Source organism: Serratia sp. YWN4, from assembly GCF_055790845.1.
Map to the genome: position 1 here is coordinate 5,226,927 of NZ_CM147696.1, position 14,944 is coordinate 5,241,870.

Genomic DNA, 14,944 nt, shown 5'->3' on the forward strand with positions numbered 1-14,944 from the left:
CGTGGTATTCCATTCAAATCTCAGGGGATATTCAAAGACGCTCGTAGAGTAAGGGGAATGAAACAGGAGATCAATATGCCTCGATATTCCACCACTGATATATGCAGGTGTAAATAGTATAATGTTTGCAAAGTTGATTTTTTATACTGTAGGAAATTAACTCATGGTTTTTTATTTTAATATAGCGCCATGGGGGAATTTCATCTCTTTGTAATATAAATAAATCGATATGTTTTTATAAAAGAAAGCCTATTTTCTGCGACTTATAGAGCCTAGTGGTACTGCTGCTGTCGGTAGTGTACTCCTGATGACAGTTATTCCACGTTGATACTTGTCATACGTCAAGTTGCATGGGTATAGAAACAGAAAAGCCCGGCTGTTAACACAGACCGGGCTTTTGCAATGCGCTGAGCAGAATTACGCTTCGATCGCCATCTTCAGCTTCTTCATGGCGTTCTTTTCAAGCTGGCGCACACGTTCGGCGGAAACACCGTACTGATCGGCCAGCTCCTGCAACGTGGACTTGTTGTCATCGTCCAGCCAACGGGCGCGGATGATATGCTGGCTGCGCTCGTCCAGACCTTCCAGCGCGAAGGCCAGTTTGTCTGCAGCACTGCTTTCCCAGTTATCTTCCTCAATGCCTTCGGCAAAGTCTGAGCTTTTATCCTGCAAATACAGCACCGGCGCCATTGCCTGACCATCGCGCCCTTCGTCTTCCGGCGTTGGGTCAAAGGTCATATCCTGTGCGGCCATGCGGGATTCCATCTCGCGCACGTCTTTACTGGTTACACCCAGTTCACGCGCCACCAGCTCGACTTCATCCTGGTTAAACCAGCCCAAACGCTGTTTGTTTTTGCGCAGGTTAAAGAACAACTTGCGCTGGGCCTTGGTGGTGGCCACTTTGACAATGCGCCAGTTACGCAGCACGTATTCGTGAATTTCTGCCTTGATCCAGTGCACGGCAAAGGACACCAGACGCACACCCACCTCTGGATTGAAGCGGCGCACCGCCTTCATCAGGCCGATATTCCCTTCCTGGATCAGGTCTGCCTGCGGCAACCCATATCCTGAATAGTTACGGGCAATATGAGCAACAAAGCGCAGGTGGGACAGGATGAGCAACTTAGCTGCTTCCAGATCGCCCTGATAATGCAGCCGTTCAGCCAATTCCCGCTCTTCCTCTGCCGTCAGCATCGGATAGGTGTTGGCTGCCCGCAGATAGGCTTCCAAGCTGCCCTGTGGGACTAAGGCTAAAGTTTGCATTTCTTTGGTCATTCAAAACCCTCTCTTGATAAAACAGATCATGCAGATGATTTTACGGCGGGGGAGTTATTGATCTTATGGCTATTGCTGTTGCAAAAGCGGTTCCACACGCCGGGCACCTTAACATTTGCTGCCATTTTCGACCGTGCTCTACCCTATAAGTTCCATATTTTTCGCTCGCAACGCTGATGACAATACGTGACGAAAGCTCAGAATAATAGGAAATTTGTGCGTTATTGAAAAGAGGCTGGATAACTTGCTGTTTGAGTGCTCTTCTCCCGCAACACGGTGGGACGCAGCAGGAGAAGAGTATATCAAAAAATCATTTATTGTGGTGTAAATCGGCGTAAATGTTGCACTGTGGCCAACCAGGCGGCAACCCAGCCAATCATGGCGGCAATCAGCAGTAACAACAGGGCTTCGTCCCAGCCCAAGCCGTGCAGAGTAAAGGTAGTGCCGAACACTTTTGCCACGCTGGTGACCACCGATTCCAGCTTCCACACCAGCGCCCCAGACAGGATCAGCGAGAACAGGGCACCAAAGAAGCCGAGCATCGCACCGCCGTTCAGGAACGGGCGCAGGATAAAGCCATCGGTCGCGCCAATCAGCTTCATCACGTTGATGGTATCACGGCGGCTGAAGATGCTCAGGCGCACGCTGTTACCAATCACCAGGAACACTGCCACGATCATCAGCACGCCGATCATCGCCGCTACCTGACCCACCAAACCGGTCAGCGCCGCCAAGCGGGCAAACCAGCTGTCGTCCATCCGCACGTCGTCCACACCGTGCACCGCTGCGACGCGATCGCGCAGGGTATTGAGCGTATCGGAGCTCTGGAAACTCATCTTCGGTGTAATAATAGCGACCGCGGGCAGCGGGTTCTCTTCCAGCATATCCAGCGCACCGCCAAAACCGGACCAGTTGCGGAACTCACCGCGCGCTTCTTCACGCGACAGGTAATTCACCTTCTCCACGCCCGCTTCCGCCTTGATGGCGTCCAGCACTTTCACCGCCGCGTCATCGTCGAGGGATTTATCCAGATAGACCGTCAACTGTGGCGTTGGATACCATTGGGTGGCTGCCGTGCTGACGTTTTTCCATACGATGTAACAGACGCTGGGTAACGTCAGGGAGATAGCGATCACCATCACCGTCAGCAGCGTTGCCAAAGGTTGGCGCAGCATATCCGCGATAGCGTTCATCCAGGCGTAGCGCCACTGTTCACGCCAGCCGCCGCGCAGTGCCTTGCTCTTGGCCGTTTTTGCGTTATTCGCCATGATGCACTCCTCCTGCCATGCGGCCTTGGCTCAGCGTCAAGATGCGGTAGTTGCGGCGCGCAATCAGCCCGGTGTCGTGGGTAGCCATCAGCACCGTGACCCCAACGCGGTTAAATTCTTCAAACAGGCGCAAAATGCCTTCCGACAGCGCATCATCCAGGTTACCGGTCGGTTCATCCGCCAGCAGAACGGCGGGTTTGTTCACCACCGCGCGGGCAATGCCGACGCGCTGCTGCTCGCCGCCAGAAAGCTGGATCGGGAAGTTCTTCGCTTTATCCAGCAGCCCAACCTTATCCAGCGCAGCCGACACGCGGCGGCGAATGTCTTCGCTACTGGCCCCGGCGATCACCAGCGGCATCGCCACGTTGTCGTACACCGTGCGATCCAGCAGCAAATGATGATCCTGAAAAATCATGCCGATCTGGCGGCGCAGGAAGGGCACTTCGCGGCTTTTCAAGCGGCTGATATCATGCCCGCCGAACCAGATATGCCCCGCGCTCGGCCGTTCGATACCACAAATCAGTTTCAGCAGGGTACTTTTCCCCGCGCCGGAATGGCCGGTCAGAAACGCCATCTCCGCCGGGCGCAGATGGAAATCTACCCCTTGCAGCGCCTGCCGTCCGCCCAGATAAGCTTTACTGACCTGTTCAAAGCGAATCATCCGTATTAATCCTCTCGGGCAAAAAGTGCCTCAATAAAATCGTCAGCCTTAAACGGCCGCAAATCTTCAATGCCTTCACCAACGCCGATATAACGGATCGGGATACCGAACTGATCGGCGATGGAGAAAATCACCCCGCCTTTGGCGGTACCATCCAGTTTAGTCAGCGTAATACCGGTTAAACCTACGGCTTCATTAAATAATTTCGCCTGATTGACCGCGTTCTGCCCGGTGCTGGCATCCAGGGTCAGCATAACCTCATGAGGGGCCTGCTCGTCCAGTTTTTTCATGACGCGCACGATCTTCTTCAGCTCTTCCATCAGGTGCGCTTTGTTCTGCAAGCGGCCAGCGGTATCGGCGATCAGCACGTCGATATTGCGCGCTTTAGCAGCCTGTACGGCGTCGAAGATCACCGAGGCGGAATCGGCACCGGTATGCTGGGCCACCACCGCAATGCGGTTGCGCTCACCCCAGACCTGCAACTGCTCAACCGCGGCAGCACGGAAGGTATCGCCTGCTGCCAGCATCACCGACTTGCCTTCAGCCTGGAACTGACGCGCCATTTTGCCGATGGTGGTGGTTTTACCCACGCCGTTAACGCCAACCATCAGGATGACAAACGGCGTTTTACCGCCAACGTCCAACGGTTGATCCACCTTCGCCAGAATTTCTGACATCTCTTCTTTCAGCTTGCCGTACAGCGCCTCGGCGTCATTCAACTGCTTGCGGCTGGCATGCTGGGTGAGAGATTCGATGATTTTACGCGTAGTTTCCACGCCGACGTCGGCAATCAGCAGTTGTTCTTCCAACTCTTCGAACAGTTCGTCGTCGATCTTTTTGCCACGGAACAGGCCGATAAAACCAGAACCCAGATTCTGTTTGGTTTTCAGCAGGCTGCGCTTCAGGCGGGCAAAAAAGCCCTCTTTGCTCGGGCGTTCCTGCTCCTGCGTCACCGCTGGGGCCAGTAATTCGGGGATTTCTGCCGGGGCTTCGATCTCTGCCATAATTGCAACCGGCTCTGGCTCAGGTTCAACCACCTCTGCCACCGGTTCAATAAGGGGTTCGATCTCTTGGGCTGGGGCGGGCTCTTCCACCGCAGCACTGTGTTCGATCAGCGCCGGGATATTTTCGGCAATCGGTTCACCATTCTGGCCAGCATCCCACTCCCCTGGGGTATCGTTGAGATCGGCTGGCTCGGATTCCTGAGCGGGAAGCTGGTCGTCCAGTTTGGGGGCAACCGGAGTTTCTGCAACCTGATGCTCCTCTTGCTCTGCGGCTGGCTCAGGTTGTTGCTGCTTTTCTTCCTGTTGGCCGAAGCCCAGCCAGGAGAAAAACCCACGTTTCTTATCTTTTGCCATCTATTAACCCTACTCCGTACCAATAGCTTGCCAATGCAAAAATTAATCCGCCGAGTCTATCACTTTCCCTCGCACAGCAACACGCATCGGGCATGCTTTCCAAAGCAACAGCGTTTTACGTTTCCCCCGGCGCGCCACACCGGTAGAATGGCGGCAACTTTTTGTTAACTCCGAAACTCTCTATGGCAAAAATATCTTCACGCAGCCCGGCTAAAAAAGCGCCATCGGCTTCTGCTGGCCAGATCCGCATTATCGGCGGCCAGTGGCGCGGGCGTAAACTCCCGGTTCCTCACAGTGAAGGGCTGCGGCCCACCACCGATCGCGTGCGTGAAACGCTGTTCAACTGGCTGGCTCCGGTGATCCGCGGCGCTCGCTGCCTGGACTGTTTCGCCGGTAGCGGTGCGCTGGGGCTGGAAGCGCTATCACGCTACGCCGCCAGCGCCACGCTGCTGGAATATGAACGGCCGGTAGCCCAGCAGTTGGAGAAAAACCTGGCGTTGCTAAAGGGCGAGGGGCAGGTCATCCATACCAATACGCTTCATTGGCTGGCGGGCAACGGACAACCCTTTGACGTGGTATTTCTCGATCCGCCATTCCGCAAGGGGTTACTGGCCGAAACCGTTATACTGTTAGAACAACGGGGATGGCTGGCGGATGAGGCGTGGATTTATGTCGAGGCTGAAGCCGAAAGCGCCGCCGCTGACGTCCCAGCAACCTGGACGCTGCACCGCGAGAAAATCGCGGGTCAGGTGGCCTACCGTCTTTATATCCGCTCTATTGATGAGAAAACCGAACATGCTGATTAATCTGGGCCGCTTGCTGATGCTGTGCGTGTGGGGCTTTTTGCTCACTAACCTGTTCTCGCCGTACCCCAAGCCGCTGAAATACTTCATCGACGTGGCGCTGTTCTTTATGGTGGTGATGCATGGGCTGCAACTGGTATTACTGAAATCCACCCAGCCGAAAGATCAGCCCATCAGCCGCGGGCAGCAAGCCAAAATTTTTATTTTTGGCGTCTTTGAAATGCTGGCCTGGCAGAAAAAACAGCCGCCGATCAAGAAGAAATAAGCCTCACGAAGAAAGCGTTGTCTAACTTACGCACGCTGCCTAAACTGAAGTGACAACCTGGATCGGGTGACACCGCTCCCATCATAAATAAGGAAGACAAAATGAGTTGGCCGTTCCTTGCCGTATTTTTTTCCGGTTGGCTGTTCGTCGATGCCTCCTACCGCGGCCCCCGTTGGCAACGCTGGGTGTTTAAACCGGTCACGCTGCTGCTGATGCTGCTGATGGCCTGGCAGGCGCCGGTGCTGGGTGCGGCCGGTTATCTGATCGTCCTGGGCCTGTTGGCCACGCTGGTCGGTGATGCCCTGCTACTACTGCCACGCGAACGCGTGCTGTATGCCATCGGCGCGTTCTTCCTTTCGCACTTGCTTTATACCCTGAGCTTTGCCAGCCAGATGACGTTCAGCCTGTTCTGGCCATTGCCAGTCGCGTTGTTGATCATCGGGGCGGCGCTACTGGCAACCATTTGGAGCCGGTTGGAAGAGATGCGCTGGCCGATCGCCACGCTGGTGGCAATGACGCTGCTGATGGTATGGCTAGCCGGTGAGCAGTATTTCCTGCGCAGTACCGATTTGGGCTTCTCGCTGCTGGCAGGCACATCCCTACTGCTGCTGGCCAACGTGGTGTGGCTGCTGAACCGCTACCGCTTCACGTTCCGTGCCGCAGACGCGATTGTGGCTTTCTGCTACTTCGTCGGCCATTTCCTGATCGTCCGCTCGCTCTATCTGTAACAGAGACCATGGGTTCGGTTCGCCGAACCCGTTTTGCCTTTTCCCCACTTCAGTTAGCAATAATTCTCATATAGGGCTTGACTCTGGAGTCAGCTCCAAGGTGTAGAGTCAATTCTGAGAACACCGTTAATTGCCTGAAGGGGGCGTTATGCATACTCATAAAGAACATCATCATCAGGAACATAGCCATAAAGAGAGCGGCTGCGGCTGCAACCATAGCCACGCGCAAACCCAGCACGGTTGCAGCAGTGAAAAAACCACCGGGGCGGAAAATCACGCCCATGCCCACGAACCGGCCCATGAGCACAGTGCCAGCTGTTGCAGCAGCGGCCACGACGATCCGGATGAGGAAAGCGACAGGCTGGCTGCCGCTCCCCCTTCCGGCAGCCAACGTTTCAGTTGGAAAGTCACTGGCATGGATTGCCCAAGCTGTGCCAAAAAAATTGAAAATGCCGTCACTGCCATTCCCGGTGTCGCAAGCGCACGCGTACTGTTTGCTACGGAAAAGCTGGTGGTGGATGCCCAGAGCGATATCAGCCTGCGCGTGCAGGATGCGGTAAAACAGGCTGGTTTTATCCTGCTGGATACCGCAGTTAAAACCGATGAGCCAAAAACCTCCCGCCTGGGTGAATTCGGCCCGCTGGTATTCCTCTCGGTATTGATGGCAAGCAGTTGGATCTTGGATCTCATCAACCCGCAATTCGGCCAGATTGCCTTTATCATTACCACGCTGGTCGGCTTGGCACCTATCGGCCGTAAAGCCCTGCGCCTGATCCGCTCAGGCACCCCGTTCGCTATTGAAACTCTGATGAGCGTCGCCGCCATTGGCGCACTGTTCATCGGTGCCACGGCCGAAGCCGCCATGGTGCTGCTGCTGTTTATGGTGGGGGAACTGCTGGAATCCTATGCCGCCAACCGCGCCCGCAAAGGCGTGAAAGCCCTGATGGCGTTAGTGCCGGAGGATGCACTGCTGATCCAGGGTAATTCGCGCAAAAAGGTGCCGGTCGCCAGCCTGCGCCCCGGCGATGTGATTGAAATCGCGCCGGGTGGCCGTCTGCCTGCCGATGCTGAGTTAATCAACCCCTTCGCCAGCTTTGACGAAAGTGCATTAACCGGTGAGTCCGTGCCGGTTGAACGCAAACAGGGTGAGAAAGTGGCGGCAGGCAGCCTGTCGGTTGATCAGGCGGCGCAGATGAAAGTGACTTCTGAGCCAGGTAAAAATGCCATCGACCGTATTCTGCAACTGATTGAAGAGGCCGAAGAGCGCCGCGCACCGATCGAACGCTTCCTCGATCGCTTTAGCCGCTATTACACCCCGGCGATCATGCTGCTGGCGGTTGCCGTGATCCTGGTGCCACCGTTGATGTTCGCCGAACCTTGGCAGATGTGGATCTATCGTGGCCTGACCCTGCTGCTGATCGGTTGCCCTTGTGCGCTGGTGATCTCGACTCCGGCGGCGATCACCTCCGGCTTGGCCGCCGCCACCCGCCGTGGTGCGCTAATTAAAGGCGGCGCGGCGCTGGAACAGTTGGGCCGAGTACAAACCATTGCGTTCGATAAAACCGGCACGCTGACCGAAGGCAAACCGACCGTCACCGACGTGTTGCCAGCCAACGGCATCAGCGAGCAGCAGTTGCTGGCTCTGGCGGCTGCGGTTGAGGTGGGTTCCCACCATCCATTGGCGCAGGCCATCATCAACCGCGCCGGGGAAAACGGCGAGGCACTGCCGCTGGCAGAAAACCGCCGGGCGCTGGCAGGAGTTGGCGTGGAAGGCATTGTTAACGGTAAAACCATTTTGATCAGCGCGCCGGGCAAACTGGCAGAAAGCCAGCTTAGCCACGCATGGCGCAGCCAGGTTGAAACGCTGGAAACGGCAGGGAAAACCGCCGTAGTGGTGCTGGAAGAGGGTGTTCCCGTCGGCCTGCTGGCACTGCGTGATACCTTACGCAACGACGCCAAACAGGCGATTGCCGAGTTGGCAGAATTAGGCATCCGCGGCGTGATGCTGACCGGTGATAACCCGCGCGCGGCGGCAGCCATTGCTGACGAGTTGGGAATTGATTACCGCGCAGGGCTGATGCCGGAAGACAAGGTGCAAGCCATCACCGAGCTGAATCAACAGCAGCAGACGGCAATGATTGGCGATGGCATCAACGATGCCCCAGCGATGAAAGCCGCCAGTATCGGCATCGCCATGGGCAGCGGCACCGACGTGGCACTGGAAACGGCTGACGCCGCATTGACGCACAACCGTCTGGTTGGAGTAGCCGAGATGATTCGTATCGCACGCGCCACACACGCCAATATTCGCCAGAACATTGCCATCGCGCTTGGGCTGAAAGGGATTTTCCTGGTCACCACCCTGCTAGGGGTGACCGGCTTGTGGCTGGCGGTGCTGGCGGATTCCGGCGCTACCGCGCTGGTGACTGCCAACGCACTGCGTCTATTGAAGAAACGCCCATAGCGGCAATCCGCCAGGCTCCACGCGGGCCTGGCGTTACTCCACCCGTCCTTTGCGCAGCAGATAGCGATAAGGGGCCGTTTCGGTTTCCTGCGCCACCAGCGTGTGCTCCATAAAACGGCAAAAACCCGGAATATCGCGGGTGGTGGCCGGATCGTCGGCAATAATCAGCAACGTTTTACCGTTGTCCATATGGCGCACGGTTTTACGCACCATCATTACCGGTTCCGGGCAGCGCAAGCCTAACGCGTCGAGCGTCTGGTCTGCCTGGGTAAAGATATCAGTCATGCATTGTTCTCGATCAAAAACGATCGGCGAAGGCTCGCCGGATCTCACTGGCATATAGTTTACGCCAGTGGTTTTTCTGTGCAACACAGGTTATCGTTTGCGTGAAATTTAACCACAACTTAAGTTGCATTGGTTGCGCAAACGCGTAATATGCGCCGCGCAGGTAAAATCTCTACCGTTAAATATGGGTTCCCTCACCCCAACTTAAAAAGGCCACATCATGTATTCGTTTACCGCTCAACAGCGCGTTACCGCGTTGGTTTGGCTATCGTTATTCCATATTGCCATCATTACCTCCAGTAACTATCTGGTGCAGTTGCCGATCGGTATTTTCGGTTTCCATACCACCTGGGGGGCGTTTACTTTCCCGTTCATCTTCCTGGCAACCGATCTGACGGTCAGGATCTTCGGTGCCCCGCTGGCGCGCAGAATTATCCTTGCCGTGATGATCCCCGCGCTGTTTATCTCCTATGTGATCTCCACCATCACTTTTCAGGGGGAATGGCAGGGTTTGGGCGCACTGACCCACTTTAACCTGTTTGTGGCACGCATCGCCGTCGCCAGCTTTATGGCCTACGTGCTGGGCCAGATCCTGGATGTGTATGTCTTCAACCGCCTGCGCCAACGCCGCACTTGGTGGCTCGCTCCGGCAGCGGCGATGTTCCTCGGCAATATCAGCGATACGCTGGCGTTCTTCTTTATCGCTTTCTATAGAAGCAGCGATCCCTTTATGGCCGCCAACTGGGTGGAGATTGCGCTGGTCGATTACGGCTTCAAAGTGCTGATCTGCATGCTGTTCTTCCTGCCGATGTACGGCGTGCTGCTAAACATGCTGCTCAAACGCCTGGCATCGCGCCAGCAAGACGGCCAGTTACAGCCGAATTAATCCGCTGATCAGGGGTGGCTCGGCTGCCCCGCTACTGCGCAAACAAGCCTTGTGACAACATCCGCCTTGCATTTCAGCCTGGAATACGGTGCCATACGCGACAACCCCCCTACCTGTGAAGGAATAAGGAAGCCCCATGCGTAAAGTAGCAAAATTGATGGGTATCAGCCTGTTAGTGCTTGGCCTTGCGGCCTGTGACGGTGCCAAAGACAATAAAGAGCCGGTCAACGGCAGCGCGAGTACAACAGCCAACCAAGCGGTGAGCTTACTGGATGGCAAACTGACCTTTACCCTGCCAAACGGCATGGCGGATCAGAGCAGCAAGCTGAGCCAGCAATCTAATAACCGCCACGTCTTCGCCGACAGCACCGGCCAGCGTGCATTGATCATCATCCTGGGTGATAAACCAGCAGACAGTCTGGAAACTCTGGCCCAGAACATGGAACAGCAGCAGCGCTCACGCGATGCCAACCTCCAGGTTATCACCAATAAAGTCATCGATATCAACGGGGTGTCATTGCGCCAACTGGACAGCATCATTACCAGCAGCGGCCAAAAGGCTTACTCGTCGATCCTGTTCGGTGAGCTGGGTAACCAGTTGCTGACTATTCAGGTCACGCTGCCAGCGGATAACCAGCAGCAGGCACAAAGCGAAGCCGAAGGCATTATCAGTTCGTTGAAGTTACAGCCTTAATCTTGCCAGGGCCGGTGCTTGTACCGGCCCCTTTAATTCTTACCCCAGCGCCTGCGCCAGCAGGGTGATCGGATGTTCGCAGCGCTTACTGGTCGACATTTCGATCTGCCATTTGCAGGTTTCGCAGTCGGTAATCACCCTATCCACGCCGCTCTCTTCGATCTGACGGAACAACGAAGCACCAATGCCCTGCGAGGTTTCATAGTTCTCCGACTTGAAGCCGTAAGTCCCGGCGATCCCACAGCATTGCGATTCCAGCACCACCAGTTCTAAACCTGGGATCTGCCGCATCAGCTCCAGCGTGTAGGCGGTCCAGCCCATTTTTTCCATATGGCACGGCGTATGGTAAGCCACGCGCAGCGGCGTGTGCTTGAGCGGCAACCTGCGCCCCTGACTGAGCAGGCGATAGAGATAGCGCGTTGCCAGTTCCACCCGTTCGCGCACCGCCGAGGTATCGACCCCCAACAGATGCGGATATTCATCGCGCAGGGTAAAGGTGCAACTCGAAGAGGTGGCGACTACCGGAATACCGCGCTCCAGCACCGCATCATGCAAGGATTCGGCGTTCACCTTGGCCTGTTTTTTAGCCTGTTCGATAAAACCATTGGCAATCAGCGGCACACCGCAGCATTTCTCACGTTTCAGCAGTTGCACGCCGATATCCATGGCGTTGAACACCTTGATCAGATCTTTACCGAGCTGCGGATGGTTGTAATTGACAAAGCAACCGTGGAAAAACGCCACCTGTTCGCTATAACGCTGTTGCTGCTGCGCCTGTTGGCGATACCAGCGGCGGAAGGTGCCGAAAGAGTATTTTGGCAGTTCACGCCGGTGATCGATCTTCAGCGCTTTATCCAGCAGCATACGCACCGGTTTCAGCCCGGTGGTGGCATTGACGATCGGCGCAAACGGCGTCGACAACGAGCCCATAATATCGGTGTGGCTGAGAATGGCATCGCGCAGCGTCGGCTTTTTCTGGCTGAAATTGGCACGGGCGCGCTGAATAATATCACCGATTTTCACCTCGGATGGGCACGCCACTTCGCAGCGTTTGCAGTTGGTGCAGTATTTCAGCGCCTCATCATACAGCGCCGGATCTTTCAGCCGCAGGCGCTCGCCATCCGGCCCGGCCTGCTTCGGCCCCGGATAGAGCGGGTTGACCTTGGCCACCGGGCAATAGGTGGTACACACCGTGCATTTAATGCAGCTCTCAAAGCTGTTGTCTTTTAACAGGCTCATGCCGATACCTCCTGCATAGCAATCTGTTGTGCCACATACAGCGCACCTATCAGCGATACCCCGGCTCCGCAGCCCTGCTGCAACGGATCGTAGCCCGCGGTGACGGCCCCGATAGCGTACAGATTCGCGATCGCCTGCCCTTGCTTGAGCGCACGTAAACTGGCATCGGTCTGCACGCCAAATTGCAAGTAGGGTTGCGGCGCGAACAAATCGCTGCGGCTCCACTCTTCACGCTGGGGTTGGCTGTAAACATCGAGGCCGAACACCGGTTCACGGATGCCGTCAAACTCCGCCACCAGCCCATTGCTGAAGAAGCTGCCGCTGGCCAGCACCACCTGCTGTGCGCGCAGCGGGATATCGGTGTGATTGCGGGTATACAGGCCGCGAATACGTTGCCCGTCAAAATCCGCCCGCAGCACGGTATCCCCCGGCATAAATACGCCACCCAGTTGCTGCAAACGCTGGCGCAATGCCTGGTGTAGCCGCATGCCGAGCACCGAAGGGGGCAGCGTCGGCAACAGGAACACCGGTTTACCGAGCGCCTCGCGCAGCGCCGCCAGTGGCCGATCGTTTTCCAGCCCCAGGCAAGCGGGCAGGAAGATGGTTTCTGCCTCACCCGCCTGGCGTTTGATCTCTTCCGTCAGCACGGCCAAATTCTCTGGCACATCCAGCACGCGGGCGATATTCACCGCGCGGAACTCGCTAGGGTTATTGCGCAGCCGATCCAGCAGCGGTAAATGCAGCGAAGCGACCTCGGCTCTCACCCCCTGTTCCTCGGCCAGCGAGCTGGCCGCCATCTGCGGTTGAAAATCCAGGAAGCCTTCGATGCCAAGCACCGCGATCTTGCGCCATGGCAAAATGCCGCCAAGTACGGTGATCGGGATCGCCTGCGGGCTGAGCCAGGTGGCGCGGCGCGTACCGAGCGGCGTGATGCGCAGATGATTGCGCTCGCTGCTGCCCTGCATTTGCACGCCGCAGCGCGCCAGCAACTGCGCCGCTTCTGCGGCCAGCGCAGCGACGCGGGTGGCACCCATCAAGCTATAAGGGTGTTGCGGAGCCTGCTGCGCCAGCGCTGGTAAAGCCGCCAACGGTGATTCCACCGCCGTGCCATCGGGCAATTGCGCCAGCAGATCGAGCGATCCGGAAGAAAAATAGAGCGCGCTCTGGCCAGAGCTGACCACCGCGCAACGCTTGCCCTGCTCGGCCAAACGGATGGCGCAGCTCAGCCCGGCCAGCCCGCCGCCAATCACTACCACATCAAATTGCATCATCGGCCTCCTGCTGCTGGTCACCGCGCGCATCAAGCCCGCACAGCCCCTGATAAACCCAACTGGTGAATTCGCTGGCCCGCAACGCATCGCCCCAGGCGATAGGCCGCACACCTTTCCAGCGTTCATTGAGGAAGTGAGAGAGTTGCGCAATGGATTGCTGCGGCGTAGCGACGTTAAAGTGCGTCAGTAACCCGGCAGCACGGCAGGCGCACAGTTCCCCTTGGCAGGTGCCCATGCCAACGCGGGTGCGGCGGCGCAGGTCGACCAGGTTATTAACGGTCAGGGAGTTCACCGCATAGCGGACTTCACCGGCGGTCACGGCCTCGCATTCGCACACCAGGCTGTTATCCAGCCGATCGCCCGACGGAATCTGGCTTGCGCGATCGCCGTGGCGATAAACCGCCGAACCCCGGATGCTCGCTGGCAGCGATACCACGCTGCGCACCGTTTCTTCCGCCGACTGGCGGGAACCCGGCAACGCCACTTCCGCCGTGGTGCAAGGGCTGTTGATACCCAGTTTGGCGCACACTTTGTCGGTCGCCCATTCCGCCATCAGCCGGTAGGTCATCAGCTTGCCGCCGGTAATGGTGATAAAACCTTCCAGCCCGTCACGTTCCGCGTGATCGAGCAGCACAATGCCACGGCTGACGTTACGCCCGGAAGGATCGTCATCGCGCGCCACCAGTGGCCGTACGCCAGCATAGGCACGCAGAATGCGGGTTTGCGCCAGTATTGGTGAGAGTAGCGAACCCTCGCGGATCAGCACGTCCACTTCCTGCGGGGTAACTACCATGTTGTCGATCTGGTCGTAATCAATGCGGGTAGAGGTGGTGCCGATCAACGAGATAGTATCTCCCGGCACCAGAATGTCGGCGTCTGCCGGTTTGCGGCAGCGATTAATCACCATGTTATTAATGCGATGGCCGAGGATTAACAGCGCCCCTTTGGCCGGGAACATGCGCACCCGCAGATCGGCATATTCTGCTATCTGTTGGCCCCAAATGCCGGCGGCATTCACCACCACCTGCGCATGAATGTCGTATTGACGCGCATTTTTATGGTCGAAAACGCGCACGCCGGTGACACGATCGCTCGTGCGCAGTAAACCGATGACCTGATGATAGGTGAGAACCTGCGCACCATGCTCACGCGCATCCAGCATATTGGCGGCGGTCAGCCGGAAAGGATCGACAGTGCCATCCGGCACCCGCACGGCACCGATCAACGTCGGGTTAGCAGCAGGCTCCAGACGCAGCGCCTGCTGGGGTTCGATCGCTTCGGCATTAATCCCGGCATTCAGGCAGGCGGCAATAAACTGCTGTTGATACGCCAGCGAATCCTGCGGCAGGGTAATAAACAGGCCATCGCTAGGTTCGATGCAATGGTGGGCAATGCGTTTCAGTATGCGGTTTTCTTCAATGCACTCGCGGGCCGATTCACCGTCGGTCACCGCATAGCGCGCTCCGCTGTGCAGCAGCCCATGGTTACGGCCGGTCGCCCCGGTGGCGATGTCATGCCGCTCCAGCAAAACGCAGCGCAGCCCGCGCCGCGCGCAGTCACGGGCAATCCCTGCGCCGGTCGCCCCGCCGCCAATAATGATCACATCCGTTTCGGTCACTGGTGAGTTGTTGCTCATCACGCCCCCTGAGCCTATGGTTATCATCCTATTGGTACACATTTATTAAGGACTTTGTTTGATAAGGAACAATAACGAACAAAAAACGAAAGTAAAATGACCTTAAAAAAC

14 protein-coding genes are annotated in these 14,944 nt (G+C 56.8%); 6 read left to right on the forward strand and 8 right to left on the reverse strand.

Annotated features, from left to right (window positions below):
• Positions 1-417: 417 nt before the first annotated feature.
• The 4 genes from rpoH to ftsY all read right to left on the reverse strand — a co-directional run bounded on the left by rpoH (position 418) and on the right by ftsY (position 4,562).
• Positions 418-1,275 carry an RNA polymerase sigma factor RpoH gene (rpoH, locus tag ACX9GT_RS24070; RefSeq protein ID WP_459400879.1) on the reverse strand — a complete coding sequence of 286 codons (858 nt, stop codon included), beginning with the start codon at positions 1,273-1,275 and terminating at the stop codon, positions 418-420.
• 314 nt (positions 1,276-1,589) lie between these two features.
• Complete coding sequence (ftsX, locus tag ACX9GT_RS24075; protein WP_459400878.1) at positions 1,590-2,543, reverse strand: permease-like cell division protein FtsX; 954 nt, start codon at positions 2,541-2,543, stop codon at positions 1,590-1,592.
• Complete coding sequence (ftsE, locus tag ACX9GT_RS24080) at positions 2,533-3,204, reverse strand: cell division ATP-binding protein FtsE (protein WP_473189045.1); 672 nt, start codon at positions 3,202-3,204, stop codon at positions 2,533-2,535. Before ftsE ends, ftsX begins: the two co-directional genes overlap by 11 nt.
• 5 nt (positions 3,205-3,209) lie before the next feature.
• Positions 3,210-4,562, reverse strand: coding sequence for a signal recognition particle-docking protein FtsY (gene ftsY, locus ACX9GT_RS24085; protein ID WP_473189046.1), 1,353 nt, complete (start codon positions 4,560-4,562; stop codon positions 3,210-3,212).
• Positions 4,563-4,744: 182 nt separating this feature from the next.
• Between ftsY and rsmD the strand changes: the two genes are divergently transcribed.
• The 4 genes from rsmD to ACX9GT_RS24105 all read left to right on the forward strand — a co-directional run bounded on the left by rsmD (position 4,745) and on the right by ACX9GT_RS24105 (position 8,822).
• Positions 4,745-5,368, forward strand: a complete 624-nt coding sequence (rsmD, locus tag ACX9GT_RS24090; RefSeq protein ID WP_459400875.1) for a 16S rRNA (guanine(966)-N(2))-methyltransferase — start codon at positions 4,745-4,747, stop codon at positions 5,366-5,368.
• A complete protein-coding gene (locus tag ACX9GT_RS24095; RefSeq protein ID WP_473189047.1) occupies positions 5,358-5,630 on the forward strand; it encodes a DUF1145 family protein in 273 nt (90 codons plus the stop codon). The genes rsmD and ACX9GT_RS24095 overlap by 11 nt, the downstream gene beginning before the upstream one ends.
• Before the next feature lie 101 nt (positions 5,631-5,731).
• Positions 5,732-6,358 (forward strand): lysoplasmalogenase, encoded by a 627-nt coding sequence (locus ACX9GT_RS24100; RefSeq protein ID WP_473189048.1) that lies wholly within the window; start codon positions 5,732-5,734, stop codon positions 6,356-6,358.
• Positions 6,359-6,506: 148 nt separating this feature from the next.
• The gene (locus ACX9GT_RS24105) at positions 6,507-8,822 is read left to right on the forward strand and encodes a zinc/cadmium/mercury/lead-transporting ATPase (RefSeq protein ID WP_473189049.1); all 2,316 of its coding nucleotides are present in this window, start codon (positions 6,507-6,509) and stop codon (positions 8,820-8,822) included.
• 33 nt (positions 8,823-8,855) lie between these two features.
• Here the strand turns inward: ACX9GT_RS24105 and tusA are convergent, their stop codons facing one another.
• Positions 8,856-9,107, reverse strand: a complete 252-nt coding sequence (gene tusA / locus ACX9GT_RS24110) for a sulfurtransferase TusA (RefSeq protein WP_473189050.1) — start codon at positions 9,105-9,107, stop codon at positions 8,856-8,858.
• 220 nt (positions 9,108-9,327) lie between these two features.
• Between tusA and ACX9GT_RS24115 the strand changes: the two genes are divergently transcribed.
• Positions 9,328-9,993: a 7-cyano-7-deazaguanine/7-aminomethyl-7-deazaguanine transporter gene (locus ACX9GT_RS24115; protein WP_473189051.1), complete on the forward strand. Its 666-nt coding sequence runs from the start codon at positions 9,328-9,330 to the stop codon at positions 9,991-9,993.
• Positions 9,994-10,129: 136 nt separating this feature from the next.
• A complete protein-coding gene (locus tag ACX9GT_RS24120; protein ID WP_473189052.1) occupies positions 10,130-10,687 on the forward strand; it encodes a DcrB family lipoprotein in 558 nt (185 codons plus the stop codon).
• 39 nt (positions 10,688-10,726) lie between these two features.
• Here ACX9GT_RS24120 and glpC read toward each other — a convergent pair whose 3' ends face one another.
• The 3 genes from glpC to glpA are packed head-to-tail and all read right to left on the reverse strand — an operon-like array spanning position 10,727 to position 14,833.
• Positions 10,727-11,926 (reverse strand): anaerobic glycerol-3-phosphate dehydrogenase subunit GlpC, encoded by a 1,200-nt coding sequence (gene glpC / locus ACX9GT_RS24125; protein ID WP_473189053.1) that lies wholly within the window; start codon positions 11,924-11,926, stop codon positions 10,727-10,729.
• Positions 11,923-13,194, reverse strand: a complete 1,272-nt coding sequence (gene glpB, locus ACX9GT_RS24130) for a glycerol-3-phosphate dehydrogenase subunit GlpB (RefSeq protein WP_473191682.1) — start codon at positions 13,192-13,194, stop codon at positions 11,923-11,925. The genes glpC and glpB overlap by 4 nt, the downstream gene beginning before the upstream one ends.
• Positions 13,184-14,833, reverse strand: coding sequence for an anaerobic glycerol-3-phosphate dehydrogenase subunit A (gene glpA / locus ACX9GT_RS24135; RefSeq protein WP_473189054.1), 1,650 nt, complete (start codon positions 14,831-14,833; stop codon positions 13,184-13,186). Before glpA ends, glpB begins: the two co-directional genes overlap by 11 nt.
• Positions 14,834-14,944: the final 111 nt, after the last annotated feature.

Excerpts from the sequence above, each read along its gene's own strand:
- rpoH (WP_459400879.1), bottom strand. The coding sequence starts at position 1,275 with ATGACCAAAGAAATGCAAACTTTAGCCTTAGTCCCACAGGGCAGCTTG.
- ftsX (WP_459400878.1), bottom strand. The coding sequence starts at position 2,543 with ATGGCGAATAACGCAAAAACGGCCAAGAGCAAGGCACTGCGCGGCGGC.
- ftsE (WP_473189045.1), bottom strand. The coding sequence starts at position 3,204 with ATGATTCGCTTTGAACAGGTCAGTAAAGCTTATCTGGGCGGACGGCAG.
- ftsY (WP_473189046.1), bottom strand. The coding sequence starts at position 4,562 with ATGGCAAAAGATAAGAAACGTGGGTTTTTCTCCTGGCTGGGCTTCGGC.
- rsmD (WP_459400875.1), top strand. The coding sequence starts at position 4,745 with ATGGCAAAAATATCTTCACGCAGCCCGGCTAAAAAAGCGCCATCGGCT.
- ACX9GT_RS24095 (WP_473189047.1), top strand. The coding sequence starts at position 5,358 with ATGCTGATTAATCTGGGCCGCTTGCTGATGCTGTGCGTGTGGGGCTTT.
- ACX9GT_RS24100 (WP_473189048.1), top strand. The coding sequence starts at position 5,732 with ATGAGTTGGCCGTTCCTTGCCGTATTTTTTTCCGGTTGGCTGTTCGTC.
- ACX9GT_RS24105 (WP_473189049.1), top strand. The coding sequence starts at position 6,507 with ATGCATACTCATAAAGAACATCATCATCAGGAACATAGCCATAAAGAG.
- tusA (WP_473189050.1), bottom strand. The coding sequence starts at position 9,107 with ATGACTGATATCTTTACCCAGGCAGACCAGACGCTCGACGCGTTAGGC.
- ACX9GT_RS24115 (WP_473189051.1), top strand. The coding sequence starts at position 9,328 with ATGTATTCGTTTACCGCTCAACAGCGCGTTACCGCGTTGGTTTGGCTA.
- ACX9GT_RS24120 (WP_473189052.1), top strand. The coding sequence starts at position 10,130 with ATGCGTAAAGTAGCAAAATTGATGGGTATCAGCCTGTTAGTGCTTGGC.
- glpC (WP_473189053.1), bottom strand. The coding sequence starts at position 11,926 with ATGAGCCTGTTAAAAGACAACAGCTTTGAGAGCTGCATTAAATGCACG.
- glpB (WP_473191682.1), bottom strand. The coding sequence starts at position 13,194 with ATGCAATTTGATGTGGTAGTGATTGGCGGCGGGCTGGCCGGGCTGAGC.
- glpA (WP_473189054.1), bottom strand. The coding sequence starts at position 14,833 with ATGAGCAACAACTCACCAGTGACCGAAACGGATGTGATCATTATTGGC.